Here is a 25,349-nt window from a genome sequence, read left to right on the forward strand (position 1 = left end):
CATGAGGATGCGACGCTTTGCTGCGGCTTCCATGATCGCCGCGCTGACCCTGACCGCGTGCTCGGGAGGTTCCGAGGAAGCCCCCTCCGCCGGCGGCGAGGCGGCGGTGGGAAACACCAACGACATCAACCCGCAGGACGTCGCCAACCTGCAGCAGGGCGGCAACCTCCGGCTGTCGATCAACGAGTTCCCGCCGAACTTCAACCCGCTGCACATCGACGGCAACACCGGTGACAACAACTCGCTGATGAAACCGGCGATGCCGCGCGCGTTCCGGATCGGCCCCGACGGCTCGGCCACCGTCAACACCGACTACTTCACCGATGTGGAGCTGACGAGCACCGACCCGCAGGTCGTCACCTACACGATCAACCCGGAAGCGGTGTGGAGCGACGGCGCGCCGATCACCTGGGAGGACATCCAGTCCCAGATCAACGCCACGAGCGGCAAGGACGACCGGTTCGCGATCGCCGCGACCAACGGCAGCGACCGGGTCGAGAAGGTCGAGCGGGGCGTCGACGACCGCCAGGCCGTCATCACGTTCGCCGAGCCGTGGTCCGATTGGCGCGGGATGTTCGCGGGCACCAGCATGCTGGTGCCCAAGAGCTCGACGGAGAACCCGGAGGTCTTCAACAAGGGTCAGCTTAACGGCCCCGGCCCGTCGGCGGGGCCGTTCATCGTCTCCAACCTCGACCGTGGTGCCAAACGAATCACGTTGACCCGCAACCCCAAATGGTGGGGTGAGCAGCCGCTGCTGGACAGCATCACGTTCCTGGTCCTCGACGACGCCGCACGCATTCCCGCGCTGCAGAACAACACGATCGACGCCACCGGTCTGGCGACGCTCGACGAGATGGAGATCGCTCGACGCACGCAGGGCGTGACCATCCGGCGCGCGCCCGGTCTGGCCTGGTATCACTTCACGTTCAACGGCTCTCCGGGTTCGATTTTGGCCGACCCCGCGCTGCGACGCGCGATCGCCAAGGGCATCGACCGCAAGACCATCGCCCAAGTCACCCAGCGCGGGCTCGCCGACAACCCCGCACCACTGAACAACCACATCTTCGTCGCGGGCCAGGAGGGTTACCAGGACAACAGCGGCGTTATAGCCTTCGACCCGGAGAAGGCCAAGCAGGAACTCGACGCGCTCGGTTGGCGACTCAATGGCCAGTTCCGGGAGAAGGACGGCCGCCAACTCGTGATCCGCGACGTGCTGTTCGACTCGCTCAGCACCCGGCAGTACGGACAGATCGCGCAGAACAACCTCGCCCAGATCGGCGTGAAACTGGAGTTGGATGTCCGGCCTGCGGCCGGTTTCTTCACCGACTACGTCACCGTCGGCAACTTCGACATCGCTCAATTCTCCTGGAGCGGTGACGCTTTCCCGCTCGCAAGCCTGACGCAGATCTACCGGACCGGAGCCGAGAGCAATTTCGGACAGATCGGCAGCCCGCAGATCGACGCGAAGATCGAGCAGACCGTCGGCGAACTGGATCCCGCGAAAGCCCGGGTGCTGGCCAACGAGCTGGACAAGATGCTGTTCGAAGAGGTGTTCAGCCTGCCGTTGACCCAGTCGCCGGGAAACATCGCGACGCGAAGCAATCTGGCGAACTTCGGTGCGTTCGGCCTGGCCGACGCCGACTACACGAAGATCGGCTTCATGAAGCCCTAGTGCAGGCGCGGCCGCAATCGCTGCGGGTCGATCGCCGCTCCCGCTTCGAGGTCGTCGATGAGCGTCTGGGCATAGTCGACGAGTCCCGGGACGTCGACGTCGTGGGCGACCGAGGCGTCGGCCAGACCAGCGCGTGCGCGGTCCAACACCGCCAGCGCTCCCTGGGTGTTTCCGCGTTGGATGTGCGTGATGCCGACGGCGAGTTGGGCCAGGCTCTGCCAGAGCGTGCGTTCGGCGTCCGGGCCGTTCTTCCACGCCGCCTCCAACACCTCGTGCGCGTGAAACGCCATGCCGTCGTCGAGGAGCTCCTGGGCGTAGGCGAGGGTCTCGGTCGGCGGCAGGTCGAGGTCGTCGGGGATGCGCTCGACACCCTCGCTGCCGTGGGGCAGCGGCCGCCCTAGAGCATCGCGGGGTCGGGTGTTGCGGGGACGCCCGGCGTCGTCGCGGTCGCGCTCGGCCATGGAACCATCTTGACACTCGCGGCTATCAGGCACGCAGTAGCTCGGCGGCCTTCTCCCCGATGAGCACGCTGGGCGCGTGGGTGTGCCCGCGGATGATCGCCGGCATCACCGACGCGTCGGCGACTCGCAGCCCTTCGACGCCGCGGACGCGCAGATTCGGGTCGACCACGCTCGCGTCGTCGCGGCCCATGCGGCACGTGCCGACCGGGTGGTACAGCGTGTGCGAGAACGTGGCGAGCGCGCGTTCGAGCGTCGCTTCATCGAGCGCCGCTGAGTCGAGGGGCCGCGCGATCTTGCCGATGACGCCCTCGAGCGCGGGCGCCTGGGAGATGGTGGCACAGATACGCAGGCCGGCCATCACCGCCGCACGGTCGGCGCCGTCGGGATCGGTGAGATAGCGCGGGTCGATGATCGGCTTGTCCGCCGGGTCGGCCGAACGCAGTTCGATGGTGCCGCTGCTGGCCGGCTTGAGCAGGACTGTCCCCAGGACGACGGCGTGCGTGTCGTAGGGGTCGCCGATGCCCTCCTCGAAGAATGGGGCCGGGGCGAAGATCAGCTCCAAATCGGGCAGCGCGAGGTCGGGTCGGCTCCGGACGAAACCGTAGGCCTCCCCCACGTTCGAGGTGAGCATCCCGCGGCGTCGCAGCAGGTAGTTGAGCAGCTGAAGCGGCTTCTCGGCGGCGAACAGACTGTCGTTGGGAACGTCGAAGCCGAGTGCCGCGATGAAGTGGTCGAGGAGGTTGGCTCCGACGTCCGGGGCATGGACCAGCGTCTGGATGCCGTGCTCGGCCAACCGTTCGCCGTCGCCGATGCCCGACAGCATCAACAGCTGCGGGCTGTTGATGGCGCCGCCGCACAACACCACCTCGCGCCGGGCCTTGATGACGCGACGGGCACCGTTCTGGTCGATCTCGACGCCGACGGCGCGCCGGCCCTCGAACACCACCCTGGTCGCCAGCGCCTCCGTTTCGAGCGTGAGGTTCTTGCGCTTGAGGGCGGGCTTGAGGTAGGCGTCGGCGGCGCTCCACCGGGCACCGCGGCGCTGGGTGACCAGCGTCTCGCAGAAGCCTTCTGGCGCCGCCTGGTTCGGCTTCTCGATGCGGTAGCCGCACTCCTCGGCAGCGGTGAGCCATTTGGCGGTGGCGCTGCGCGGGCTGCGCTGCTTGCTGATGGAGAGCGGACCCGCTTCGATACGGCGCAGGTACGGCTCGAGGTGCGCGTAGTCCCACTGCTCGCCGGCGACCTGGCCCCATTCGTCGTAGTCGGCGGCGAATCCACGGACCCACATCATCGCGTTCATCGACGATGACCCGCCGACCATCTTGCCTCGCGGCCAATAGATTTGGCGGCCGTCGAGCTCTTTCTGCGGTTCGGTCAGGTAGTCCCAGTCCATCGGGCCGCGGAACAACTTGACGAAGCCCGCGGGGATGCGGATGAACTTGTCCTTGTCATGCGGACCCGCTTCCAGTGCGACGACCCGGACGGACGGATCGTCGCTGAGCCGGGCGGCCACCACCGACCCTGCCGAGCCGGTTCCCACGACGATGTAGTCGGCTTCCATCCGCCGGAGTCTAGGTTTTCCGGGACGGAGAAGCGCGCAAGTGGAGGAAACCCGACCGGAGATCGGCGCCACCGACCGCCGGTCCGTACACGGATGCGGCTATGCCGTGAGCGCGATGTGCTGGGCTCCGTCGACGGCCGCGTACCGCTGCGGGCTGCAGGTCAGCACGATGACCTGCCCGTCGCCGCCCACCGCGTTGAACACCGCACCCATCTTGACCAGGCGGTCGGGATCGGTGAATCCGAGCGCGTCGTCGATGACCACCGGCACGCTGTCCTCCTTGGCCACCAGCGCCGCGCTCGCCAGCCGCGCCACGATGCCGAGTTGTTCCTTGGCCCCACCGGACAGCGAGTCGTATGGCACGGTGCGGCCCGACAGCGTACGGGTGCAGATCCGTAGCGCACTGTCGACTTCCACCTCGAAGCTGTCCCCGAACACCATGCGGCCCAACCGCTCCACTTCGCCGCGGAACGGCTCGACGTAACGCAGCCGGGTGGAGTCGCGGTGCCTAGCGATCACCGACCGCAACAGCTCCGCGGCCCGCGCGCGGTGCTGCACTCTTTCGTATTCGGCGAGGGCGTGCTCCCGCTCCGTCTCCGCCTCGTCGAGCTTGCCCTTGCGGCCCTCGGTGCCGTACACCGTCAACCGCGTGCTGACTTCCCGCAACTCCTCAGCCATCTGGTCGTGCCCGGCCGACAGGGTGTCGGCCCGGCGCGTCGCCTCCTGAAGAGCCGCGGCCACGGCGTCGGGCTCGGCGCGGGCCAGCTCCTGGCTCAATTCCTCGACCAGCGCCGTGGCCCGCAGCGCTTCGTCGGCATGCGCCTGAGCCCGCACCACCAGCTCGTCGTCACCGACAGTGGCGCGCTGCCCCTCCAACCGCTCCCGGGCAAGCGCAAGCTCGGACTGCGCACCGGCCAACTTCTCGTGCTGCACGGTCGATCGGGTGTCGCACTCCCCCAACCGCTTAGCGGCCTCCTCGGCGACCTTGCGCTGCTTTTCACAATCGGCTATCGCCTGCTTCTGCGCGGCGCTCGCCGCGTCGAGCTCGGCGCGGGCTGCGTCGGCGTCGATATCGAACAGTTCGGCCACCTCCGGCTGACGCGCCTTGAGGTCAGCAAGCCGCGCCCTGAGCCGGTCGGCCGATTCGTCGCCCGTCAGTGCCTCGACCCTCGCGCCCAGCCGGTCCCGGGTGGTGATCAACTGCTGCCGCCGCTGATCGAGGGCGCGTGCCTCGGCGACGTCGTTCACGCCGCACGCCGTCAGCGCCGACGCCAGCACATCTTGTGCCGCATTGAGTTTGGCTTGCGTCTGCGAGGCGGGCGTGCCGGGCACCAGCCGAGCGATCAGCAGGTCCGGCACCTCGATGGCGGTCTCGGCGCTGATGCTGGCCCTCCACGCCTCGCCGGCGCCGAGGGTGATCGCCTGGCCCCCGACGCGTACCTCGACGTCGGCCGTCGCGATCAGCTCGATGTGGGCCGACGCCAGCTCGACCTGTGCCGCCACGGCGTCGACCGTCGCTTTGGCGGATTCGATGGCCCGCATTCTCTCACCGGTCACCCGAACCTCGGCGAGTTCGTCCAGCACGCCGTCGAGTTCACGCTGAGCGGTCTCGATCTTCGACAGTTGCGCGGTGATGCGATCGGCCTCGTCGCGGTCGGCAAGGCGTTGAACGGCGCTGCGCGCCGCTTCGACGCGGGACTGAGTGTCCGCCAACGCTTTCCGTGCCTGCTCGGCGGCAGCCTCGGCGAGCTCGGCCACCTCGGCGGCCGTCGACTGGTTCTCGCCGGCCTGGGCCGCCGCAGTCTCTAGGTCGGCCATCGCGGCGGTCCGCTGCTCGATGTCGGCACGCAGGCGGCGCCGCTCCTCGACCGCGGTACGCGACGTGTCGTGGTTGGCCTGCGCCGCCGCGAGAACCAACTCGGCTTCCTTGAGCTGTCCCCTCAGCGCGGCCACCTCGTCGGTGGCGTTCTGCGCAATGGCGACCTGCTTCGCCGCGTCGGTGCGCTGTGCGGTCAACCGGGCCAGTTCGTCGGTGAGCGCGGCGTGCCTGCGAACAGCGTCGTCAACCTGCGCGACGGCGGCCGCCGCCTCGGCCAACACCTCCTCGGCCGTTCGCAATCGATTGACGGCAGCGGCCCATTCACCCGTGGGCCTGCCGGTGCGGGTGAAGTAACGCAGGTATTCGTCTTCGACGCGGTCGACCAGCAGCGGTTCGGCACCCGAAAGTTGCACGGCCTCACCGGCAGCCACGTCGAGCGCACGGGACAGCGCGTCACATCCGGACAGGTCCACCGCCGCCGTCGACCCGGACTGCAGCACCCGCTGGGCCTGCCACAGGCACGTGTCGACGGTCTCGTCGAGCATGGCCCGAACGCGGTCGTGCGCCTCGTCGCCGGTGAGCTGTTCGCGGCGCGGCTCCACAATCGTCAGCTCGGTCTCAAAGCGTTTGTGGAAACGCTTGCGGTACACGAAACGATATGGGCCGGTCGAGATCTCGGCCTCGACCTCGGCACCGACGTCGGCATGCGTCGGCTTGACCTCTTTCACCTCTTTTTTCGCCGACCGGTCCTTGGCTTCGATCAGCAGGTCCAGCGCCTCGATCATCGACGACTTGCCGATCTCGTTCGCCCCGCTGACGATCACCACGCCGTGGTCGGGAAATTCGATCTCCCGGCGGGTGATACCTCGGTAATTGGTGAGGACCAGACGGTGCAGTTTCACGCCACACCCCGATCCGATAGCCGCAGCAGCAACGCCAGGGCCGCTCGGGCGTCATCGGCCGCCTCGCCGTCCGAGCGTGCGGTCGCGACCAGTTCGTCGACGGCCGATGCGGCGAAGCCGCCGATACCGAGGTCGTCGAACTCGCCGTCGGCGGGAACGACCGCGATGTCGCTCTGCTTGTCGTCCACCCTCAACGCGGCGAAGAGTCGGGCGTACTTGTCCAGGCAGGTGTCGAGGGCGGCCTTGTCGGTGACCGTCAACGATCCGGTCAACGCGAGCCGGACCACGGTGCGTTCCTTGTCCGGCAACAGATCCAGGTTGATGTCCAGGTCCGCGACGTCGCGGTCGCTGTCCACTCCGCGGCGCAGCGTGACGAACCGCCAGCGGCCCACCTTCCGCGGTTCGACGGTCACCGGACGGGCCGGGTCGTCCTCGTCGATGTCGACGATCAGCACATGGCCCGGGTCCGTTTCGATGTCGTCGTAGTTGGTGACCTCCGGCGACCCGGAATACCAGATCCGCCCGGTGGACCCGACCTGCATCCGAGAGTGCTTGTCCCCCAGAGCCACATAGTGCGCGGCGCCCCGATCGACGGCCGCCTCCAGCGCCGCCAGCCGAATCAGCGACGGCCGCTCCTTGTCCGGCACGAAGATGTCCACACCGCCGTGGCCGACGACGACCCGCGTCACCCCGTCGGCGGAAAGACCCTCGAGCACGCCCGCAACGGGGTCCGACGACGGCGCCTTCGAGGTCCACGGCGCCGCGACCAGTTCGAGGCCGGGCCGCGCCTCGTGCACACCGGCGCGGTCGAGGACCGACACGTTGTCGGGGCACTCGGCGACGAACAGCGGGCTGGTGTAGACCGACGAGGCGTCGAGCGGGTCGTGGTTGCCCGGCAGCAGATAGACGGGAACGCCGATGGTGCGCATGGCCTCGAGCGACTGGCTGATGTCGCGTGGCGCGAGCTGGTTGTGCTCGAAGACGTCGCCGGCGACGACGACGAACTCCGCACCGGTCTCGGCGGCCACCCGTCCCAGCTCGGCCACCGCGTCGCGGCGCGCTGCCGAATAACGGGGCTGCGCCTCACCATTGAGGAAGTATCGCGTCATCCCGAGTTGCCAGTCGGCGGTGTGCACGAATCGCATCTCAGCGCCCCCTTCCCCTGGTGTGTTTGCCGGGCACCGCGAGTGTAGGGCGGCACGCCGACAAGTCCCGGGAGGTGCGGCGGCATGCCTTACCGTTAGTCCGGTGACCGACCGGTACCGCACGCTGCTGTTGCTCCGGCACGCCAAGTCGGACTACCCGCCGGGGGTCGGCGACCACGACCGCCCGCTGGCGCCGAGGGGCGTGCGCGAGGCCGGGTTGGCCGGCGACTGGCTGCGCGCCCACGCGCCCGCCGTCGACGCCGTGTTGTGTTCCACCGCGACCCGCACCCGCGAGACGCTCGCACGCACCCGCATCGCCGCGCCCGTCGAGTACCGCGATCGCCTCTACGACGCGACTCCGGGCACGGTGATCGACGAGATCAACCGGGTCCAATCACACTTCGGCTTCGAGGTCGGCACCCTGCTGGTGATCGGCCACGAGCCAGCGATGTCGGGTGTCGCGCTCGGCCTGGCCACCGTGGACGGCAGCAACACCGGTGCGGCCGAACAGATCTCGCTGAAGTTCCCGACGTCGTCCATCGCGGTGTTGCGCACCGGCGAACCGTGGAACCGGCTCACCCTCGACGGCGCCGCGCTGGTCACCTTCCACGTGCCGCGCTAGCCGGCGAAGCTACGCGCGGGTGGCGAGCGTCAACTCCATCAGCTTGATCGCCATTCCGCAGGCGTCCATCCCCGGCGACTGCGGGTTGATCCACCAACCGACCACCCCGGCCGCGTCGCTGGCCACACCGCACGCCCCATTCGGATCGTTCGGCCGCATCACGATGGACTGGATCCCAGCGACCCTGCGGTCTTCGATCCGATAGTCCAGTCGCTGGGCCACCTCGCGCTCGTGGTCCAGATCGCCCTGTTCGAACCAGAACCTGGTGATGTCGATGAGGCCACCCGGGTTGGCCGCCTGCCAGCGGCACACGGCACCGACGAACGTGCTCTGGATGTCGAGGGGGTCGGCGCCGACGGTCTCGGCGAGGATGTCTTCGGTCAGCACCTCGCACTCCTTGAGCAGGTTCGGGTACTGGCGCTCGGAGTCTTCGTTGCGCGGTCCGCCGCCCGTCCCCGATTTGGCCGCCGTGCCTTCGACCGTCTGGGTGCAACCGGTGAGCACGGACAACGAAGCGAGCACGGCGACCATGCCCGCGAGCAGCCGACGAACGGGCGCGGTTCTCATTCGGAGTTCACAATCGATTGGCGGGTCAGTTCCTTGGCCACCTCACACGGATCCGGGAACGGCTTCGCACCGTAGCTGACCGACCACTCGATGAAGTCGTCGTCGAACTGGATGCCGATCTCGCAGAGGTTGACGCCGTTGATCGGGTCCTCGCTGTACCCGATGAACCCGTCGTGGCCTTCGATGCTGATGTCTTCGACCGCTGTGCGCGACAGTTCCATGGTCTTGCGTTCACGCCCGATCGGGCTGCCGCGGAACCAGGTGAACGAGAAGTGCGGGCCCAGGATGCTGCCACCGGCCAGCCACTGGCATCCGACGGACGTCTTGGCGGTGTTGATCAGCCCGGGAATCCGGGTCTGCTTGATGACCTCCTGGTCGCTGATACCGCCGCATTGGGGGAAGAACGGGCCGTGCGAGACGTTCTCCGTGGGAGCTGTGGTGTCCTCGGGCACTTGCGGGCCTGCGGGTTCGGAATCCGAGCATGCGGACAGCGGAATGACCACGGCGGCCGCGAGGGCCAGGCAGCGGGTCACGCGCGTGCTGTGAGTCACGCCATGCACTGTAGCGGCAGCTCTGGAGGTCAACCACCGACATGCCGGTTGACCTGCCCATATATCGGATGTGCGACAGTAACAGGATGCTATGGGCGCTGCTGCGACAGTACGCGCGGCCATATCGGGCGCTGCTCGCCACCGTCGCCACGCTGCAATTGGTCAGCACGCTCGCCTCGCTGTACCTGCCGACCGTCAACGCCGCGATCATCGACGACGGCGTCGCGGTCGGGAACCTGCGCCGGATCGTTGAACTCGGCGGTGTGATGCTGGCGGTCACCGCACTGCAGGTGGTGTGCGCGGTGGGGGCGGTGTACTTCGGCTCGCGGGCGGGCATGGGCGTCGGCCGCGACCTGCGCGCGGCGATGTTCAACCACGTGACCGGGTTCTCGGCCGAGGACGCTGCGCGCTTCGGGGCACCGTCGCTGCTCACCCGCACCACCAACGACGTCCAGCAGATCCAACTGCTGGTGCAGCTGACCTGCACCATGCTGGTCACCGCGCCGATCATGTCGATCGGCGGAATCTTCATGGCACTGCATCAGGACGCCGGGCTGTCCTGGCTGCTGTTGGTGAGCGTGCCGATCCTGGCCCTGGCCAACTACTGGATCGTGCGTCACCTGCTTCCGATCTTCCGCCGCATGCAGCGAATGGTCGACGACATCAACCGGGTGATGCGCGACCAACTCACCGGCCTGCGGGTGATCCGCGCGTTCGCCCGAGAACCGTTCGAACGCAACCGGTTCGCCGAAGCCAACCACGCGCTGGCCGACACCGCGCTCGAAGCCGGACGGTGGCAGGCGCTGATGCTGCCCACGACGACACTGGTGATCAACGTCTCGAGCGTCGCGTTGATCTGGTTCGGTGGGCTGCGGATCGACGCCGGGCAGATGCAGGTGGGTTCGCTGATCGCGTTCCTGGCCTATTTCATGCAGATACTGATGGCGGTCCTGCTGGCCACGTTCATTCTCGTCATCATCCCGCGCGCGTCGGTGTGTGCCGAGCGGATCTCCGAGGTGCTGTCGGTCGCACCGCACATCGTCAGCCCCGAAGATCCGGTGCGGCCGTCGAGGATCCGGGGCGAAATCCTCTTGGAGGCCGCGACATTCAGCTATCCCGGCGCTGAACGGCCTGTACTGCAGGATATTTCGCTGACGGCACGCTCGGGTACGACGACGGCGGTGGTCGGCTCCACCGGGTCGGGCAAGTCGACGCTGGTGTCGCTGATCTGCCGGATGTACGACGCGACGAGCGGTTCGGTGTATCTCGACGGCGTCGACGTACGCGACTACGACCCCGAGCAGCTGTGGTCGGTGCTCGGCCTGGTGCCGCAGCGCGGATACCTGTTCTCGGGCACCGTCGCCGATAATCTGCGGTACGGCAAATCGGATGCCACCGACGAGGAGATGTGGGCCGCGCTGCGGGTGGCCGCGGCCGACGACTTCGTGCGCGCCCACCCCGACGGCCTGGAAATGAAGGTCGCGCAGGGCGGGGCCAATTTCTCGGGCGGACAGCGTCAGCGGCTGGCCATCGCCCGGGCGGTGATCCGCCGACCCGCGGTGTATCTGTTCGACGACGCGTTCTCCGCACTCGACGTGCACACCGACGCCCGCGTGCGCTCTGCGCTGCGTGAGGCGTCGGCAGAAGCGACGGTCATCGTTGTCGCCCAACGCATCTCCACCGTCATCGAGGCAGATCAGATCGTGGTGATCGACGACGGCCGAATCGTCGGCATCGGCACTCACGAAACCCTGCTGAGGGACTGCCCGCAGTACGCCGAGTTCGCCGACTCCCAGTCGCTCGCCATCGTCGGCGACGCCCAGTGACCGGGCCGATGGGCCGGCCGATCCGCGGCGTGATGCAGGCCCCGACCCAACGCTCGCGCGACTTCAAGGGTTCGGCGATCCGCTTGGTCAAGCGGCTGACACCGCAACGCGGCCTGACCTCGTGCGTCATACTCCTGGGCGTCGCGGGCGTCGCGATCAGCGTCATCGGCCCGCGAATACTGGGGCACGCCACCGATCTTCTGTTCAACGGCGTCGTCGGCCGTGCGCTGCCCGCGGGGATCACCAAGGAGCAGGCCATCGACGCCGCCCGCGCCCGTGGTGACAGCACCTTTGCCGATCTGCTGTCGGGGATGAACGTCGTTCCGGGCCAAGGTGTGGACTTCGAGGCCGTCGGGCGGACCCTGCTGCTCGCGTTGGGGCTGTATCTCGTCGCCGCGCTGATGGTGTGGTTGCAGGCCCTGCTCCTCAACGTCGCGGTGCAGCGCACCATGGCCACGCTGCGCTCCGATGTCGAGGACAAGCTGCATCGAATGCCGCTGTCGTATTTCGACTCTCGTCAACGCGGCGAGGTACTCAGCAGGGTGACCAACGACGTCGACAACATCCAGGGCTCGTTGTCGATGACCATCAGCCAGCTGTTGACGTCCGTGCTGACGGTGTTCTCGGTGCTGGTGATGATGTTGACCATCTCACCGCTTCTGACGCTGCTGACGGTGGTGACGGTGCCGCTGTCGCTGTGGGCGACCCGGGCCATCGCGCGCCGGTCGCAGCGCCTGTTCGTCGCGCAGTGGGCGAACACCGGCAGGCTCAACGCCCACATCGAGGAGACCTACAGCGGCTTCACGATCGTCAAGACCTTCGGTCACCGGGCCGCGGCGCAGGAGCGGTTCCGCGAGTGCAACGACGACGTGTATCACGCCGCCTTCGGCGCCCAGTTCTTCTCCGGTCTGGTCGGGCCGGCCACCACGTTCATCGGCAACCTGAGCTATGTCGCGGTCGCCGTGGTCGGTGGGTTGCAGGTGGCCACGGGTCAGATCACGCTCGGCAGTATCCAGGCGTTCATCCAGTACGTCCGCCAGTTCAACCAGCCGCTGACGCAGGTCGCGGGCATGTACAACACGCTGCAGTCCGGTGTGGCCAGTGCGGAGCGGGTTTTCGACCTGCTCGACGCCGAAGAGGAGGCGCCCGATCCCGCGGACCGGCTGCCGGTCGTAGAGCCGGGAACGGGCGCGCAGGCCGGTCGGGTGGAGTTCGAGGACGTCACGTTCGGCTACCACCCCGACACCCCGGTGATCCGGAACCTGTCGCTGATCGCCGAACCCGGCAGCACGGTGGCGATCGTCGGGCCGACGGGCGCGGGTAAGACCACGCTGGTGAACCTGCTGATGCGGTTCTACGACGTCGACTCCGGCCGGATCCTCGTTGACGGCGTGGACATCTCGACGGTCAGCAGGGACTCGCTGCGGTCCCGCATCGGGATGGTGCTCCAGGACACCTGGCTGTTCGCGGGCACCATCTTCGAGAACATCGCCTACGGCAGACCCGAGGCCTCCGAGGACGAGGTGATCGCGGCGGCCAAGGCGGCATACGTCGACCGGTTCGTCCACATGCTTCCCAACGGCTATCAGACCCACGTCAGCGACGACGGCGCCTCCATCAGCGCCGGCGAAAAACAGCTCATCACGATCGCGCGCGCGGTGCTGGCCCAACCCAGCCTGCTGATCCTCGACGAGGCGACCAGCTCGGTGGACACCCGCACCGAGCTGCTGATCCAGCAGGCGATGGCCGAGTTGCGCCGCGACCGAACAAGTTTCATCATCGCCCACCGGCTGTCGACCATCCGGGACGCCGACCGCATAGTGGTGATGGACGCGGGCGAGATCGTCGAACGCGGCACCCATGCGGAGTTGGTCGCTAAGCATGGCGCTTATTGGTCCATGACGCAGGCCTAAGCGTCGTACGCTCGAGGCGATGAGCGAAACGGTCTACACGTTCTGCCGGATCTGTCTGGCCTCCTGCGGGCTCGAGGTGACGGTCGAGGACAACCGCGTCACCAAGATCGCCGCCGACAAGCAGAATCCGCACAGCTGGCGGGACTTCTGCGCCAAGGGCCGCACCGCACACAGGCTCGTCGAGCATCCGCGCCGGATCCTCAACCCCATGCGCCGCGTCGGCGATTCCTACGTCGAGGCCACCTGGGACGAGGCCATCGCCGACATCGCCGCCAGGATGAACGCCGCGATCGAGGCGGGTGGACCCGACGCAGTCGGCGTCTACTACGGCAACCCTGCGGGCTTCTCCTCGTCCAACGTCATCTTCATGAACGGCTGGCTGGACGCGCTCGGGACCCAGAACCGCTACGCCGTGGGCTCGGTCGACCAGAACGCGATGCACGTCGTCGCGGAGGCGATGTACGGCTCGATGCTGATGGTGCCCGTGTCCGACGTCGACAACTGCGACTACTTCCTGCTGGTCGGCACGAACCCCGCTGTGAGCGCGTGGAATTGGCTCGAGACGGTACCCGGTGGGTGGCGACGTGCACTGGCACGTCAACAACAGGGCGCGACGATCGTGGTGGTCGACCCGCTGCGCACCGAATCCGCCGAGAAGGCCGACGTGCACCTCGCGGTGCGTCCGGGGCAGGACTGGGCGCTGCTGCTGGCGATGGTGAAGGTCATCCTCGATGAGCGTCTCGAACATCGGCAGGACTGCGCGGAACTGGCCACCGGAGTCGGCGATCTGCGTGCGCTGGTCGCCGACGTCGACCTCGACGAACTCGCCGCCCGCTGCGACATCCCCCGCGAGCAGATCGAGCGGGTTGCCCGCGACTTCGCCGCAGCCCGCGGGGCCATGGTGGTCACGCGCACCGGGGTGTCGTTGCACATGGCGGGCACCGTCGCCGAGTGGCTCGGGCATGTGCTCAACGTGATCACCGGCCGGATGGACCGCCCCGGCGGACGTCGCTTCGAACCCGGCTACGTCGACGCGATCCGGATGTCGGCGATGGTCAAGGCCAAGCCGCACTACAGTCGGCTGCTGGGCCGCGAAATGGTCGCGGGCGCACACGCACTCAGCGAGTTGCCTGACGAGATCACCACACCGGGCCACGGTCAGATTCGCGCGCTGTTGATCAACTGCGGCAACCCCGTGATCTCCGGCCCCGACGGCGACAAGCTGGACCGTGCCCTGGCCGATCTGGACCTGTTGGTCGCGATCGACTTCGTCCAGCGGGAGAGCCACCGCCATGCACACTGGCTGCTGCCCGCGGCCCACTGGCTCGAGCGCAACGACCTGCTCGCGTTCACCAGCAACATGCACGACGAGCCGTATCTGCAGTACGGCGCCAAGGTCGTCGAGCCGCCGCCGGGAGTGCGGCAGGAGTGGCGCATCTTCACCGACCTCGCGATCGCGATGGGCAGACCGCTGTTCGGCGCCAAGGGCCTCAACGGATTCATCAAGGCAACGCGGGCCGCGGCGCGTGTGACGCGCAGGCCGGCCCTGGAGTTCGGACCGCATTGGATCGACCGCCTGGTCGTGGCGACCTCACGAAAGATCAACGGGCGCAGGATCAAATGGCGAGACGTCATATCGCACCCGCACGGCTGGGTGTTGGGTCCCCGCGAGTTCGGGCATTTCCGCGACGCGTTGAGAACCGACGACAAGAAGGTGCACGCGGCACCATCCGAGTTCGTCGCGCGGACCCGCGAACTGCTCGCCGATCCGCTTCCGGCGGCACCCGTCGGCTATCCGTTCCAGTTGGCCAACCGTAGGCACCGGCACTCGATGAACTCGTGGCTCAACGACTTACCCGGGCTTCATCCCGCCGGTAAGGGCAACGACGTGATCATTCACCCGAAGGACGCGGCCGATCTCGGGGTGGGCGACGGCGACCTGGTCAGGGTATTCTCTCCGGTCGGCGAGGTCGAGTTGACGGCGGTGGTGGACGACCGTCCGCGTCAAGGGGTGATCATCGTCGACCACGGTTGGGGCTCACGGGTTTTCGATCCGCGCGGCCACGACGCGCCGGTCTCCTACGGCGCGAACCGCAACCTGTTGGTCGAAGGCGCTCCGGTGGACCCGCTGTCCCAGACGGCGGCGTTGAGTTCGCAATACGTTGGCGTGGAGCGGATCTAGAGGTTCGGGCCCTCGGCCCGCAGTTCGTCGACGTTGCGCATCGCCTCGCGCAGCTTGCCCAGCCACTCCTCGGCGTGCTCACCGACCAGCCGCACCGACCACACCAGCGCATCCGAGCGGGACCGCGCCACACCCGCGTCGACCAGCGTGTCGAGCACCTGACGTTCGGGTTGGCGCAGTCGCGTCATCACCGGAACGGCCATGTTGGTGAACATGATTCGCTCATAGTTGTCGGCGCCCGGCGCCCCGATCTCGATGCCCCACGCGACCTTGCGCCCGTAGCGCGCCTCGGCCTCATCGGCGATGCGCATGCGTTCGGCGCGGGTCTCCTCACGGAACCGCGCGGCCCGTCCGGATGCGCGGGCCTCGCTCTCGTCGCCTTCGGGTTCCGCGAGCCTTCCGATGACGGTGATTTCCTCGCGGTCGACCACCACCGTCGGGTCTCCGCCGAACCAGCTCTCGGGAAGCCGACCGGCGAACCAGTCGGCGGCGTCGCCCGCATCGGGCTGCTGAGCCTGTTGCCAGCCGCCTTGGCGGCGCCGGCCATGGATGTTGTGTCGCATGATTACATGCTTACACCGTTACACCCCTACGAGGTGACTGTTCGCTGAGAGCGAACGTTCCAGGTCAGAAGGGGCCATCGACACCGACAAAACCGGACGACGTCTGTGACTAGCCGCGCTTGCGCAGCAGCAGCGCGCCGCCGCCGACGATCGCAGCGATCAACAGCAGAACGGCCAGCGTCGGGCTGACCAACCACCACACCAGCCCGACCGCGATGAGCGCAGGTGAGGCTACGAAGAGCACCATGCCCGGATGCTGCTTGAGGACCGCGAAGGCGCCCTGCGCCCGCACCCGGTCGATTTCCTTTGCCATGGCACAAGAATGCCAGTCGTCGAGTGGTTTCGGGCGGGATGGATCAGTGCGAAAAAGTACCTCACTACAGGAGGGCCGCCGGATTATTTTGTAAACCATGACAGCACCGAACAACGGAAGCTGGCGACCCGATCCCGAAGGTCGCTACGAGTACCGCTGGTGGGACGGGCGCAACTGGACCGACCAGGTGTCGCACCAGGGTCAGGTCGGCAGGGCGCCGCTGACGTCACTCGGCGGGCCCCCGCCGGCATCCCAGGCACCTCCGCAACAGACGGCGCCGCCCCAGGCCATGGCGGTCGGACAGCCTGCAGGCGACGGCTTCGGAGGGATCAGCGGCGATCTGGTGGACGGCCGGTTCAGCGAAAAAGAAGCCAAGGCCATCGCCAACCAGAACACCAAGATGTTGCGGGTGCGCCTCGGGGAGCCGTTCATGGCCCGGCAGGGCTCGATGGTGGCCTACCAGGGCAATGTCGACTTCGCGTTCGAGGGCGGCGGCGCCTCGAAGTTCATCAAGAAGGCGCTGACAGGTGAAGGGCTGCCGCTGATGCGCTGCCAGGGGCAGGGCGACGTCTTCCTCGCCGAGCGGGGCTACGACGTGCATCTGCTGCAGCTGACCAACTCCGGGTTGTCGATCAGCGGTAAGAACGTGCTGGCGTTCTCGTCGAACCTGAACTGGAACATCGAGCGTGTGCGGGGCGGCAGCATTGCGACCGGCGGCCTGTTCAACACCACGCTGCGCGGGACCGGTTGGGTGGCGCTGACGACCGACGGGCCCCCGGTTGTGCTCAATGCCGCTGAGGCGCCGACGTTCGCCGACACCAATGCGGTGGTGGCGTGGTCGGCGAACCTACAGACTCAGCTGAAGACCAGCTTCAAGGCGGGCGCGCTCATCGGCCGCGGCTCCGGTGAGGCGATCCAGGTCGCGTTCCAGGGGCAGGGATTCGTGATCGTGCAGCCCTCGGAGGGCGCACCGCCGGTCGCCACCACATAGTCACAGCTCGAGCAGCACGGTCACCGGGCCGTCGTTGACCAGCTGAACCTGCATGTGAGCGCCGAAGACACCGGTCGCCACCGATGCCCCCAGATCACGCAGCGCATCGGCGAACGCGGTGACCAGTGGCTCGGCGGTCGCGCGCGGCGCGGCGGCGTTCCATGCCGGGCGCCGTCCCTTGACGGTGTTCGCGTACAGAGTGAACTGGCTGACCACCAAGATCGGGGCGCCGACATCCGAGGCGGACTTCTCGTCGTCGAGAATCCGGAGCTGCCAGAGTTTTTCGGCCATCCGCCGAGCCTTGGCCGTGTCGTCGTCGTGCGTCACGCCGACCAACGCGAGCAGACCCTGCCCCTCGGGCTCGATCGCCCCGACGACCTCGCCGTCCACCGTGACGGCTGCTGAAGTGACCCGTTGGGTGAGAACACGCATGGATGCCGATGCTGCCACGGTGGTCGCGCGGGGGCGGGCTCCGCCCGAGTCAATACCCCTAGGGGGTATCAGGTAGCCTGGCTGCATGGCTACCACCACTGTCACAGTCACCGGAATGACCTGCCAACACTGCGCCGCATCGGTGCGCGAGGAGATCGGGGAGATCCCGGGCGTCAAGGCGGTCGACGTGGATGTCGCCAGCGGAGCGGTGACCATCGACAGTGACGCCCCCGTCGGGGCCGACGCCATCAAGGCCGCCGTGGAAGAGGCCGGCTATAAGTTGGCGAGCTGATGAAGACCGCCCCTCGGATCGCCGCGTTCATCGCCGCGCTCGCGGTGGTGTTCGCAGCCTCGATGTGGGTCGGCCGCTCGTTCGGCCCTGAGGGTGATGCCGCTACCGCGCAGCACTCCACCGCTCACGCAGATGCACAGGCCACCGAGGCGCCCGGCGGCTTAGAGGTGACCGAGAGCGGCTACACGCTGGACGTGCCACAACCGCTCCCGCCGGCGAACCGAGACTCTCCTCTGGAGTTCAGGATCCTCGACCAGCAGGGTTCTCCCGTGACGCATTTCGACGAAACTCACGAGAAGCTGTTGCACCTGATCGTGGTCCGCAACGACCTGTCCGCTTTCCAGCACCTTCACCCTGTGCTCGACGACCGCGGCACATGGCGGACTCCCGTGGATTTCGGCCGCGCGGGCGACTACCGCGTCTTCGCCGACTTCGTGCCCAGCGGCGGTCCCGCGCTCACGCTCGGGGCCAACGTGCATGTCGCAGGCCCATACTCCCCCGTTCCACTGCCCGCGGCCGACACGTCAGCGACCGTCGACGACTACACCGTCACGCTCAGCGGGACCCCGAAAGCCGGTGAGGCATCGACTCTTACGCTCAACGTCCACCGCAACGGGATTCCGGTCGACAACCTGCAGCCGTACTTGGGGGCTTACGGCCACCTCGTTGCGCTGCGGGCCGCCGACCTCGCATATCTGCACGTGCATCCGATGGGCGGACCCGGCGACCCGGGTACACGCCCGGGCCCGGCGATCGAGTTCCACACCACGTTCCCCAGCGCCGGGCAGTACCGCCTTTTCCTTGACTTCCAACACCGCGACGTCGTGCGCACAGCCGAGTTCACCGTGTCGGTCGATCCCTCCTCCGCGCAGCAGGACGTCCCCACCCACGACCACGGCGAGGCCGGCCATGGCCACTGACACGATCGAGCTGTCCATCGACGGTATGACCTGTGCGTCATGCGCGAACCGAATCGAGCGCAAGCTCAACAAGATCGAGGGCGTGACGGCCACAGTCAACTTCGCCACCGAGAAGGCGCGCGTCCAGTACAGCGCAGACGTGACCCCGGAGGCGTTGGTGGCCACCGTCGAAGACGCGGGGTATCAAGCGCACCTGCCTACCGAACAGGCGACCGCCGTCGAAGACGATCCGACCGCCACCCTGCGGTACCGGCTGCTGGTCTCACTCGCCTTGACGGTTCCGGTGATCGCGATGGCGATGATCCCCGCTCTGCAGTTCACGAACTGGCAGTGGCTCTCGCTGACGCTGACGGCGCCGGTAGTGGTGTGGGGGGCGTGGCCGTTTCACCGTGCCGCATGGGCGAACCTGCGCCACGGCAGCGCTACCATGGACACGCTGATCTCGATGGGCACGCTCGCCGCGCTGGGATGGTCGGTCTACGCGTTGTTCTGGGGCACCGCAGGCATCCCGGGAATGACCCATGGCTTCGAGCTGACGCTGTCACGCACCGACGGCTCGGGCAGCGTGTACTTCGAGGTCGCCGCAGGCGTCACCACGTTCATTCTGGCCGGGCGATATTTCGAAGCGCGTTCCAAGCGGCGCGCGGGCGCGGCCCTGCGTGCCTTGCTGGAGCTGGGCGCCAAGGACGTCGTGATTCGCAGCGATGGCCGCGAACAACGGATTCCGATCGATCAGCTCGGTGTCGGTGACGAATTCGTGGTGCGGCCCGGTGAGAAGATCGCCGCCGATGGCGTCGTGGTCGAGGGGGCCTCGGCGGTGGATGCGTCGATGCTGACTGGCGAAGCGGTTCCGGTGGACGTCGGACCCGGTGACGAGGTCGTGGGTGCGACGGTTAACGTCGACGGCCGACTCGTGGTGCGGGCCAAGCGGGTCGGCGGCGACACGCAGCTTGCCCAGATGGCGCGGCTGGTCGAGGACGCCCAGAGCGGGAAGGCCGACGCACAGCGGCTGGCCGACCGGATCTCGGGTGTGTTCGTGCCGGTTGTGATCGCGCTATCGGTTGCGACTCTGGGCTTCTGGTTGGGCACCGGGGCGTCGGCCGCGATGGCCTTCACCGCGGCGGTGGCAGTGCTGATCATCGCATGCCCGTGCGCGCTGGGGTTGGCCACGCCGACCGCGCTCATGGTCGGTACGGGTCGCGGCGCGCAGCTGGGCATCTTGATCAAGGGGCCCGAGGTGCTGGAGTCGACCAGGCGGATCGACACCATCGTGTTGGACAAGACGGGGACCATCACCACCGGCAGGATGACGTTGATCGACGTCGTCGCCGCCGACGCTGAACGGCCCGACGACGTGCTACGGATGGCCGGTGCGGTCGAGGATGGTTCCGAGCATCCGATCGCCAGGGCCATCGTGACAGGCGCGCGGGAGAAGCTGGGTGAGCTGCCGACGGTCGAAGGTTTCACCAACCTGCGCGGTCTCGGGGTGCGCGGACGGGTCGACGGGCGCGATGTGACCGTCGGACGGCAACGGCTGCTGTCGTCGCACGAGCTTCCCGCGTCGCTGAAAGTCACGGTGCGGCAGGAAGAATCACAGGGTCGCACCGCCGTCGTCGTCGGATGGGACGGTGAGGCCCGTGGGGTGTTGGTGGTCGCGGATGCGATCAAACCGACTTCACCCGAAGCGATCTCGCGGCTTCGTGCGCTGGGGCTGAAGCCGATCATGGTGACCGGCGACAACGAGGCCGCGGCCCGCACGATCGCCGCGGAGGTAGGCATCGAGGATGTCGTCGCCGAAGTACTGCCGCAGGACAAGGTGGATGCCGTTCAGCGCCTGCAAGCTGACGGCAAGGTGGTCGCGATGGTCGGCGATGGCGTCAACGACGCGGCGGCCCTCGCCCAGGCTGATCTCGGACTCGCGATGGGAAGCGGCACCGACGTCGCGATCGAGGCGAGCGATCTGACCTTGGTCCGCGACGACTTGGACGCGGTCCCCGACGCAATCCGCCTGTCTCGCAGGACGCTGGCGACGATCAAGGGAAACCTGTTCTGGGCGTTCGCTTATAACGTCGCGGCGTTGCCGTTGGCGGCGGCCGGGTTGCTGAACCCCATGATCGCCGGTGCGGCGATGGCATTCAGTTCGGTGTTCGTCGTGAGCAACAGCCTTCGGCTGCGCCGGTTCTCGGCTACCGCGTCGCGGTGATCTACAGCGTCGCGTTGATCGGGCCGAGCATGTCGCAGTTCGGCTCGAGCGCGTCCTGAAAGACCTTGCCGCAGCCGCGCCCGCTCGCGATGTAGGTCCCGCCCGGCTGATACGGCTCGAAGAACACTTGCGCGGCGGCCGGCCCTCGCGCCTGCGTGCACTGCCCCTGAGAGTCATGGCCGGCCTGGTGGACGCACGCGACGCTGTACGCCGGCTGGAACGGCGCACCGCAAGCGAGGAACGAGACCGTCGCCGTCACCTTGCTCACGCCGCCGGTGTTCACAACCTGCGGCGGCGACAGCGTGTAGCCGCATGCCGGCTGCGGCGGTTGCGCGTTCGCTGCACCCACACCGAGCAGACCGGATGATGCGACGAACAGCGTGACCAGCACGGCATTTGCGACGCGGCTCATTCCTGGATCGTAGATCACCTACGCCAGCAGCCGTTTCGAAATGCCAGCGGTCGTCTCACGGCCCTTCGCTGCCTCGAACAATGGTTCGAACCGCTGCCAAGTTCAGTCGCCTCCCCGTCGCACACGGAACAGCTTCACATCCGACTTGATGCCCTTGAGATGTCGCGCCCCTGCGAACGAGAACGAGAACCCCTCATCGTCACCGACGGCGTCGCGCGTCGACTCCGAGACCAGAACGGTGCCGGGCCGCGCGGCGCTGGTGATGCGGCTCGCGAGGTTCACCGCCCCGCCGAACCAGTCACCGGTGCGGCTCACCGCCATTCCGGTGGCCAGGCCGACGCGCAGCCGTGGGAAGTCCTCGTCGTCGTTGGTCTGCTCGACGAGGGTCAGCGCCGCGTCGAGCAGGGGTACCGGTTCCTGGCTCACGAGCATCACCTCGTCGCCGATCGTCTTGACGAACCGCACGGGCGGGACGGACGCCTCATGCGCGAGATCGAACAGCCGGTGGGCGAGCTGTTCCAGATCCTCCGGGGGCACCGCCTCGCCGAGTCTGGTGAAACCGACGAGATCGGCGAACGCGATCGTCACCAGCCGTGCGCCCGGCAGCCGTTGACCCTTCGCGCGCTCTGACGCGGTGATCGCCTCGGTCTCCATCAGATGGCGCAACTGCAACCGCAACATGTCCTGGATCATCGGACCGAGCAGCGGATCGGCCGTACGCACCAGGGCCTCGGCGTTCTTGGCGATGACGACTTCGGATGCGCCAGGGTCGAGCACCGAAGCCAGCCCGGCGTACCGCATCACCTCCGCGGCCTTCGACAGCCCCTCTGCGAGCACGCGCGTGATCTGGATGATCTGGTCGGGCAGGATTCCGATCTCGATGAAACGTTGACCGTACGCCGCGGCTTCGGCATCGGCACGCAGATGGACCTTGGCGTCGGGGTCATCGACTGTGGGCAGTCCCATCGCGCGTTGAATACGCTGCAGCAGTTCGAGATCGATGCCGGTCTTCTCGCTGGTTTCGCGCGCGGAGACGTAGACCCCGTCGTCGCCGAGCGCCTGACGCGCGCCGAGCAGCATCGGCAGGAACGCGTCTCGGATCACCTCGACGTCGATGCCTTTGCTCACCAACCACTCGACCAGCTCGGCGCGCTCGGCGCGCTCGTCACCTTCGAGCCCGTCGAGCAGACCGGACCCTTCGACGTCGAAGTCATCGGCCACCGGCCCAACGTATACCGCGTGCGATAGTCGAGGGATGGGTTCACCGGTGCTGTACGGGTTGCCGCCGATTGTCGGCGATGATGCACACACCTCGATCCTGGGCAATATGCCCAGCGTCATCTCGCTCGCCGCCCAGCGGTATTACGACAACCCACGCAATGCCTTCTGGCGCATCATGGGCGACGTCTTCGGGTTCGCGGCCGACGCGCCGTACGAGCAGCGTTGCGCCGCCCTGACGGCTCACGGGATCGCCGCCTGGGACGTCTTGCACTCCTGTCAGCGCGAGGGCAGCCTCGACTCCGCAGTGCGGCCGGAAAGCATGGTTCCGAACGATTTTCAGCGGTTCTTCGATGAACACCGCGGCATCGAAGTGGTGCTGTTCAACGGCGCGGCGGCCGAGAGAAACTTCACGCGGCTCGTCCGCGTCGCAAGCGATCTGCGGTACCGACGACTGCCGTCGACAAGCCCGGCGCAGACCATGCCATTCGCCGACAAGCTCACGATCTGGCGCGAAGCCCTTTCCGAGGCGGCGACTTAGGACACGGGCGGACGCCGGTGCGCCCACGGGCGTACGCGCTCGAGCTGCCCGGCGAGCGACAGCAGCGTCGCCTCATCGAAGGGCCTGCCCACCAACTGCACGGACGTCGGTACGCCGGCACCGTCGAAACCCCACGGCACCACCGCCGCCGGCTGACCCGTCACGTTGAACAACGCCTGGAACGGCACTCGCGAGGCCACCGACAACAGCGTCGACAGCATCCCCCGGCGCTGATACGCCCCGATGCGCGAGGGGCCCCTGGCCGTCCCCGGGGTGAGCACCACGTCCACGTCGTCGAAAATGGACTGAATCCGGTCGGCGGTACGGACTTCCGCGTCGCGGATCGCCGCCATCCGCCGATCGGAGATCATTCCGCCGACCCGCGCGAAGCTGCGTGTCCTGGCGTCCAGCCGCTCCGGATGGGGCAGCGTCTGGACGTCGTCGTAGCAACCCCTGAAATACCGCGGCAGCGCCTGGTCGAGCATCACCGATGCCGGGTAGTCCGGGTCGCGCTCGACCACCTCGTGACCGAGTTCCCGCAGCAGCTCACCCGACTCCTTCAGCGCCGCGCGCTGCGCGCGTCCCACCCGGCTCGTCAGCAACGGAGGAAGCTTGTCGCTCAACGCAATTCGGAGACGTCGAGGTTCCGCGGAGGCGGCCGCGACGAATCCGGACTCCCCCGTCGTCGCCTCCAAGAACAGCGCCGCGTCCTCCACCGTTCTGGTGATCGGACCGTTGACGCTGAGGCCGTTCCACGCGTCGTCGTGCGGCGCGATGGGCACCCGGTCTCGTTGCGGTTTGAGGCCAAACAGTCCGCACCATGTCGCCGGAATGCGGATGGAACCCATTCCGTCGGAACCGAGCGCGATCGGCGCCAGACCCGCGGCCACCGCCGCGCCACTTCCGCCGCTGCTGCCGCCGGGCGCGAAGTCGACGTTCCACGGGTTGCGGGTCGCGCCGAAGGTCACCGTCTCGGTGAACGGCCACAGCATCATCTCCGGCACCGTGGTCTTGCCGATGATCAGCGCGCCCGCGTCGCGTAGCCGCTGCACCACGTCCGCGTCGCGGGTCTTGGCGGGCCCCTGTGCGGCGCTGCCGTAGGTCGTCGTCTCACCCTCGATGTCGACGTCGTCCTTGATCGCTATCGGCACGCCCAACAACGGCGCCCGCTCCCCCGCGTCAAGCCGCCGTTGCGCGGCGTCCGCTTCGCGTCGTGCGCCGGCTTCGAGCACCACGCGGTACGAGCGAAGCGTGGTGTCGAGTCGAGCGATCCGCTTGAGATAGTGGCCGAGCAATTCCGGCGCGGTGATGACGCCGGACGCGAGCAACCGCGCCTGCTCAGCGGCGCCTGCGAAGACAAGCTCGCTGGTGTCCACGGCCGCAGCGTAGCCGCTCAGACCCGGTGTCGGTCGGCGTATTCACCGGGTGTAGCACCCAGCATCGTCCGGAAATCGTTGATGAAATGCGCTTGGTCGTACCACCCGAGGCGCACGGCGAGGTCGGCGAAGTCCACGCCCCGGTTCGTCTCGATCTCGAGCGCCGCCTGCTGCAGTCGGTAGCGGCACAGCACCCACTTGACCGGCACGCCGACATACCGGCGGAAGACCCGTTGTGTGGTGCGCGTGCTCCACGGCGACAGCTGCATCACCTGTTCCACGCGGTGCAGCCGATCGTCGTCACTGATCCGGTCGACCAGATCGCGGAGGGCCAAGTAGGTCTCGTCGAGTTCACCGCTGTGTGCCGCGATCAAATCGTCGAGGCGCAGGGCGGCCGATGCCACATCGTCGTCCAGATCGACCACCGAGCCGAAGAGACCATCGTCCACCGGCGCCACTCGTCCGGTCAGGGTCGACGCGTCGCGATCGAAGCGCGCGGTGAAGCCTCCGGGGTGGAATCGCGCGCCCACCACTGCGCCGCGTCCGCCGATGGTCGTCTCGAACACGCGGTCCACGACGCCGTGCACCAAATTGTTCGGTAACGCAAGGCCGTGGCGCGCTTTGTCACTGCCCCATTCATGAGTGATGTGCACCGACGGAAATGTGATCACCGTGCTGGTGAACGGCTCTTCGTCAGCGAGATCCCACTGAACCGACCAGAAGTGCTCAACGAACGGAGCCGCTCGGCGCGAAGGAGCCCAGCGGTCGAGGTCGAATACCGAGGCGCTCGCGGCGCGCCCGACGACACCGCGGACGGGCTTCGCATGTACCGACGTTCCGCCATCGCACATGGGATCGAGGCTACGA

At 67.6% G+C, this 25,349-nt stretch carries 23 protein-coding genes; 10 read left to right on the forward strand and 13 right to left on the reverse strand.

Annotated elements, in window-relative coordinates; genetic code table 11:
• Window position 1 precedes the first annotated feature (1 nt).
• Window positions 2-1,672: an ABC transporter family substrate-binding protein gene (locus tag A5790_RS07955; protein WP_066842515.1), complete on the forward strand. Its 1,671-nt coding sequence runs from the start codon at window positions 2-4 to the stop codon at window positions 1,670-1,672.
• On the opposite strand, the gene A5790_RS07960 is transcribed toward A5790_RS07955, so the two are convergent.
• The 4 genes from A5790_RS07960 to A5790_RS07975 all read right to left on the reverse strand — a co-directional run bounded on the left by A5790_RS07960 (window position 1,669) and on the right by A5790_RS07975 (window position 7,560).
• Complete coding sequence (locus A5790_RS07960) at window positions 1,669-2,133, reverse strand: DUF309 domain-containing protein (RefSeq protein WP_066842517.1); 465 nt, start codon at window positions 2,131-2,133, stop codon at window positions 1,669-1,671. The genes A5790_RS07955 and A5790_RS07960 overlap by 4 nt on opposite strands.
• A gap of 25 nt (window positions 2,134-2,158) precedes the next feature.
• The gene (locus A5790_RS07965) at window positions 2,159-3,694 is read right to left on the reverse strand and encodes a GMC family oxidoreductase (protein ID WP_066842518.1); all 1,536 of its coding nucleotides are present in this window, start codon (window positions 3,692-3,694) and stop codon (window positions 2,159-2,161) included.
• Window positions 3,695-3,793: 99 nt separating this feature from the next.
• Window positions 3,794-6,415 carry an AAA family ATPase gene (locus A5790_RS07970; protein WP_066842520.1) on the reverse strand — a complete coding sequence of 874 codons (2,622 nt, stop codon included), beginning with the start codon at window positions 6,413-6,415 and terminating at the stop codon, window positions 3,794-3,796.
• Window positions 6,412-7,560 (reverse strand): exonuclease SbcCD subunit D, encoded by a 1,149-nt coding sequence (locus A5790_RS07975; RefSeq protein ID WP_066842522.1) that lies wholly within the window; start codon window positions 7,558-7,560, stop codon window positions 6,412-6,414. The genes A5790_RS07970 and A5790_RS07975 overlap by 4 nt, the downstream gene beginning before the upstream one ends.
• Window positions 7,561-7,663: 103 nt before the next feature.
• Here A5790_RS07975 and A5790_RS07980 point away from each other — a divergent pair, with 103 nt between their 5' ends.
• Window positions 7,664-8,182, forward strand: coding sequence for a histidine phosphatase family protein (locus A5790_RS07980; protein WP_066842524.1), 519 nt, complete (start codon window positions 7,664-7,666; stop codon window positions 8,180-8,182).
• A 9-nt stretch (window positions 8,183-8,191) separates the two neighbouring features.
• Here the strand turns inward: A5790_RS07980 and A5790_RS07985 are convergent, their stop codons facing one another.
• Both A5790_RS07985 and A5790_RS07990 read right to left on the reverse strand, forming a co-directional pair.
• A complete protein-coding gene (locus tag A5790_RS07985) occupies window positions 8,192-8,749 on the reverse strand; it encodes a DUF3558 domain-containing protein (RefSeq protein WP_066842525.1) in 558 nt (185 codons plus the stop codon).
• A complete protein-coding gene (locus A5790_RS07990; RefSeq protein ID WP_066842526.1) occupies window positions 8,746-9,309 on the reverse strand; it encodes a DUF3558 domain-containing protein in 564 nt (187 codons plus the stop codon). The genes A5790_RS07985 and A5790_RS07990 overlap by 4 nt, the downstream gene beginning before the upstream one ends.
• A 77-nt stretch (window positions 9,310-9,386) precedes the next feature.
• Here A5790_RS07990 and A5790_RS07995 point away from each other — a divergent pair, with 77 nt between their 5' ends.
• From A5790_RS07995 to A5790_RS08005, 3 genes are read left to right on the forward strand one after another with little or no spacing between them, the layout of a single operon-like run.
• On the forward strand, window positions 9,387-11,126 hold the full coding sequence (locus A5790_RS07995) for an ABC transporter ATP-binding protein (RefSeq protein ID WP_066842527.1): 1,740 nt from the start codon (window positions 9,387-9,389) through the stop codon (window positions 11,124-11,126).
• Between the two features lie 8 nt (window positions 11,127-11,134).
• Window positions 11,135-13,039 (forward strand): ABC transporter ATP-binding protein, encoded by a 1,905-nt coding sequence (locus A5790_RS08000; protein ID WP_066842578.1) that lies wholly within the window; start codon window positions 11,135-11,137, stop codon window positions 13,037-13,039.
• A 19-nt stretch (window positions 13,040-13,058) separates the two neighbouring features.
• Window positions 13,059-15,221 (forward strand): molybdopterin-dependent oxidoreductase, encoded by a 2,163-nt coding sequence (locus A5790_RS08005; protein ID WP_066842528.1) that lies wholly within the window; start codon window positions 13,059-13,061, stop codon window positions 15,219-15,221.
• On the opposite strand, the gene A5790_RS08010 is transcribed toward A5790_RS08005, so the two are convergent.
• Window positions 15,218-15,784 carry a hypothetical protein gene (locus A5790_RS08010; protein ID WP_066842529.1) on the reverse strand — a complete coding sequence of 189 codons (567 nt, stop codon included), beginning with the start codon at window positions 15,782-15,784 and terminating at the stop codon, window positions 15,218-15,220. The two genes, A5790_RS08005 and A5790_RS08010, sit on opposite strands and share 4 nt — an antisense overlap.
• Before the next feature lie 109 nt (window positions 15,785-15,893).
• A complete protein-coding gene (locus tag A5790_RS08015; RefSeq protein ID WP_066842530.1) occupies window positions 15,894-16,097 on the reverse strand; it encodes a hypothetical protein in 204 nt (67 codons plus the stop codon).
• Window positions 16,098-16,194: 97 nt separating this feature from the next.
• On the opposite strand from A5790_RS08015, the gene A5790_RS08020 reads away from it, so the two are divergent.
• Window positions 16,195-17,088 carry an AIM24 family protein gene (locus tag A5790_RS08020; protein ID WP_066842531.1) on the forward strand — a complete coding sequence of 298 codons (894 nt, stop codon included), beginning with the start codon at window positions 16,195-16,197 and terminating at the stop codon, window positions 17,086-17,088.
• Here A5790_RS08020 and dtd read toward each other — a convergent pair whose 3' ends face one another.
• Window positions 17,089-17,520 (reverse strand): D-aminoacyl-tRNA deacylase, encoded by a 432-nt coding sequence (gene dtd / locus A5790_RS08025; RefSeq protein ID WP_066842532.1) that lies wholly within the window; start codon window positions 17,518-17,520, stop codon window positions 17,089-17,091.
• 85 nt (window positions 17,521-17,605) lie between these two features.
• Here dtd and A5790_RS08030 point away from each other — a divergent pair, with 85 nt between their 5' ends.
• The 3 genes from A5790_RS08030 to A5790_RS08040 are packed head-to-tail and all read left to right on the forward strand — an operon-like array spanning window position 17,606 to window position 20,935.
• Window positions 17,606-17,812 carry a heavy-metal-associated domain-containing protein gene (locus tag A5790_RS08030; RefSeq protein ID WP_066842533.1) on the forward strand — a complete coding sequence of 69 codons (207 nt, stop codon included), beginning with the start codon at window positions 17,606-17,608 and terminating at the stop codon, window positions 17,810-17,812.
• Window positions 17,812-18,732 carry a hypothetical protein gene (locus A5790_RS08035; RefSeq protein WP_066842535.1) on the forward strand — a complete coding sequence of 307 codons (921 nt, stop codon included), beginning with the start codon at window positions 17,812-17,814 and terminating at the stop codon, window positions 18,730-18,732. Before A5790_RS08030 ends, A5790_RS08035 begins: the two co-directional genes overlap by 1 nt.
• Window positions 18,722-20,935, forward strand: a complete 2,214-nt coding sequence (locus A5790_RS08040; RefSeq protein WP_066842537.1) for a cation-translocating P-type ATPase — start codon at window positions 18,722-18,724, stop codon at window positions 20,933-20,935. Before A5790_RS08035 ends, A5790_RS08040 begins: the two co-directional genes overlap by 11 nt.
• 1 nt (window position 20,936) lies before the next feature.
• Here A5790_RS08040 and A5790_RS08045 read toward each other — a convergent pair whose 3' ends face one another.
• The gene (locus tag A5790_RS08045) at window positions 20,937-21,347 is read right to left on the reverse strand and encodes a hypothetical protein (RefSeq protein ID WP_066842580.1); all 411 of its coding nucleotides are present in this window, start codon (window positions 21,345-21,347) and stop codon (window positions 20,937-20,939) included.
• A gap of 102 nt (window positions 21,348-21,449) precedes the next feature.
• Complete coding sequence (locus tag A5790_RS08050; protein WP_066842539.1) at window positions 21,450-22,568, reverse strand: adenylate/guanylate cyclase domain-containing protein; 1,119 nt, start codon at window positions 22,566-22,568, stop codon at window positions 21,450-21,452.
• Between the two features lie 34 nt (window positions 22,569-22,602).
• Between A5790_RS08050 and A5790_RS08055 the strand changes: the two genes are divergently transcribed.
• Window positions 22,603-23,106 carry a DNA-deoxyinosine glycosylase gene (locus A5790_RS08055; RefSeq protein ID WP_066842540.1) on the forward strand — a complete coding sequence of 168 codons (504 nt, stop codon included), beginning with the start codon at window positions 22,603-22,605 and terminating at the stop codon, window positions 23,104-23,106.
• Here A5790_RS08055 and A5790_RS08060 read toward each other — a convergent pair.
• Window positions 23,103-24,482 (reverse strand): amidase, encoded by a 1,380-nt coding sequence (locus tag A5790_RS08060; RefSeq protein ID WP_066842542.1) that lies wholly within the window; start codon window positions 24,480-24,482, stop codon window positions 23,103-23,105. The genes A5790_RS08055 and A5790_RS08060 overlap by 4 nt on opposite strands.
• Window positions 24,483-24,499: 17 nt before the next feature.
• Window positions 24,500-25,333, reverse strand: a complete 834-nt coding sequence (locus tag A5790_RS08065; protein WP_066842544.1) for a helix-turn-helix domain-containing protein — start codon at window positions 25,331-25,333, stop codon at window positions 24,500-24,502.
• Window positions 25,334-25,349: the final 16 nt, after the last annotated feature.

This window comes from Mycobacterium sp. 852002-51152_SCH6134967 (assembly GCF_001667105.1).
GTDB lineage: Bacteria > Actinomycetota > Actinomycetes > Mycobacteriales > Mycobacteriaceae > Mycobacterium > Mycobacterium neumannii_A.

Bases quoted from the DNA above. Each gene is read 5' to 3' on its own strand.
- A5790_RS07955 (WP_066842515.1), top strand. From the start codon at position 2: ATGAGGATGCGACGCTTTGCTGCGGCTTCCATGATCGCCGCGCTGACC.
- A5790_RS07960 (WP_066842517.1), bottom strand. From the start codon at position 2,133: ATGGCCGAGCGCGACCGCGACGACGCCGGGCGTCCCCGCAACACCCGA.
- A5790_RS07965 (WP_066842518.1), bottom strand. From the start codon at position 3,694: ATGGAAGCCGACTACATCGTCGTGGGAACCGGCTCGGCAGGGTCGGTG.
- A5790_RS07975 (WP_066842522.1), bottom strand. From the start codon at position 7,560: ATGCGATTCGTGCACACCGCCGACTGGCAACTCGGGATGACGCGATAC.
- A5790_RS07985 (WP_066842525.1), bottom strand. From the start codon at position 8,749: ATGAGAACCGCGCCCGTTCGTCGGCTGCTCGCGGGCATGGTCGCCGTG.
- A5790_RS07995 (WP_066842527.1), top strand. From the start codon at position 9,387: ATGCTATGGGCGCTGCTGCGACAGTACGCGCGGCCATATCGGGCGCTG.
- A5790_RS08000 (WP_066842578.1), top strand. From the start codon at position 11,135: ATGGGCCGGCCGATCCGCGGCGTGATGCAGGCCCCGACCCAACGCTCG.
- A5790_RS08005 (WP_066842528.1), top strand. From the start codon at position 13,059: ATGAGCGAAACGGTCTACACGTTCTGCCGGATCTGTCTGGCCTCCTGC.
- A5790_RS08010 (WP_066842529.1), bottom strand. From the start codon at position 15,784: ATGCGACACAACATCCATGGCCGGCGCCGCCAAGGCGGCTGGCAACAG.
- A5790_RS08015 (WP_066842530.1), bottom strand. From the start codon at position 16,097: ATGGCAAAGGAAATCGACCGGGTGCGGGCGCAGGGCGCCTTCGCGGTC.
- A5790_RS08020 (WP_066842531.1), top strand. From the start codon at position 16,195: ATGACAGCACCGAACAACGGAAGCTGGCGACCCGATCCCGAAGGTCGC.
- dtd (WP_066842532.1), bottom strand. From the start codon at position 17,520: ATGCGTGTTCTCACCCAACGGGTCACTTCAGCAGCCGTCACGGTGGAC.
- A5790_RS08030 (WP_066842533.1), top strand. From the start codon at position 17,606: ATGGCTACCACCACTGTCACAGTCACCGGAATGACCTGCCAACACTGC.
- A5790_RS08035 (WP_066842535.1), top strand. From the start codon at position 17,812: ATGAAGACCGCCCCTCGGATCGCCGCGTTCATCGCCGCGCTCGCGGTG.
- A5790_RS08040 (WP_066842537.1), top strand. From the start codon at position 18,722: ATGGCCACTGACACGATCGAGCTGTCCATCGACGGTATGACCTGTGCG.
- A5790_RS08045 (WP_066842580.1), bottom strand. From the start codon at position 21,347: ATGAGCCGCGTCGCAAATGCCGTGCTGGTCACGCTGTTCGTCGCATCA.
- A5790_RS08055 (WP_066842540.1), top strand. From the start codon at position 22,603: ATGGGTTCACCGGTGCTGTACGGGTTGCCGCCGATTGTCGGCGATGAT.
- A5790_RS08065 (WP_066842544.1), bottom strand. From the start codon at position 25,333: ATGTGCGATGGCGGAACGTCGGTACATGCGAAGCCCGTCCGCGGTGTC.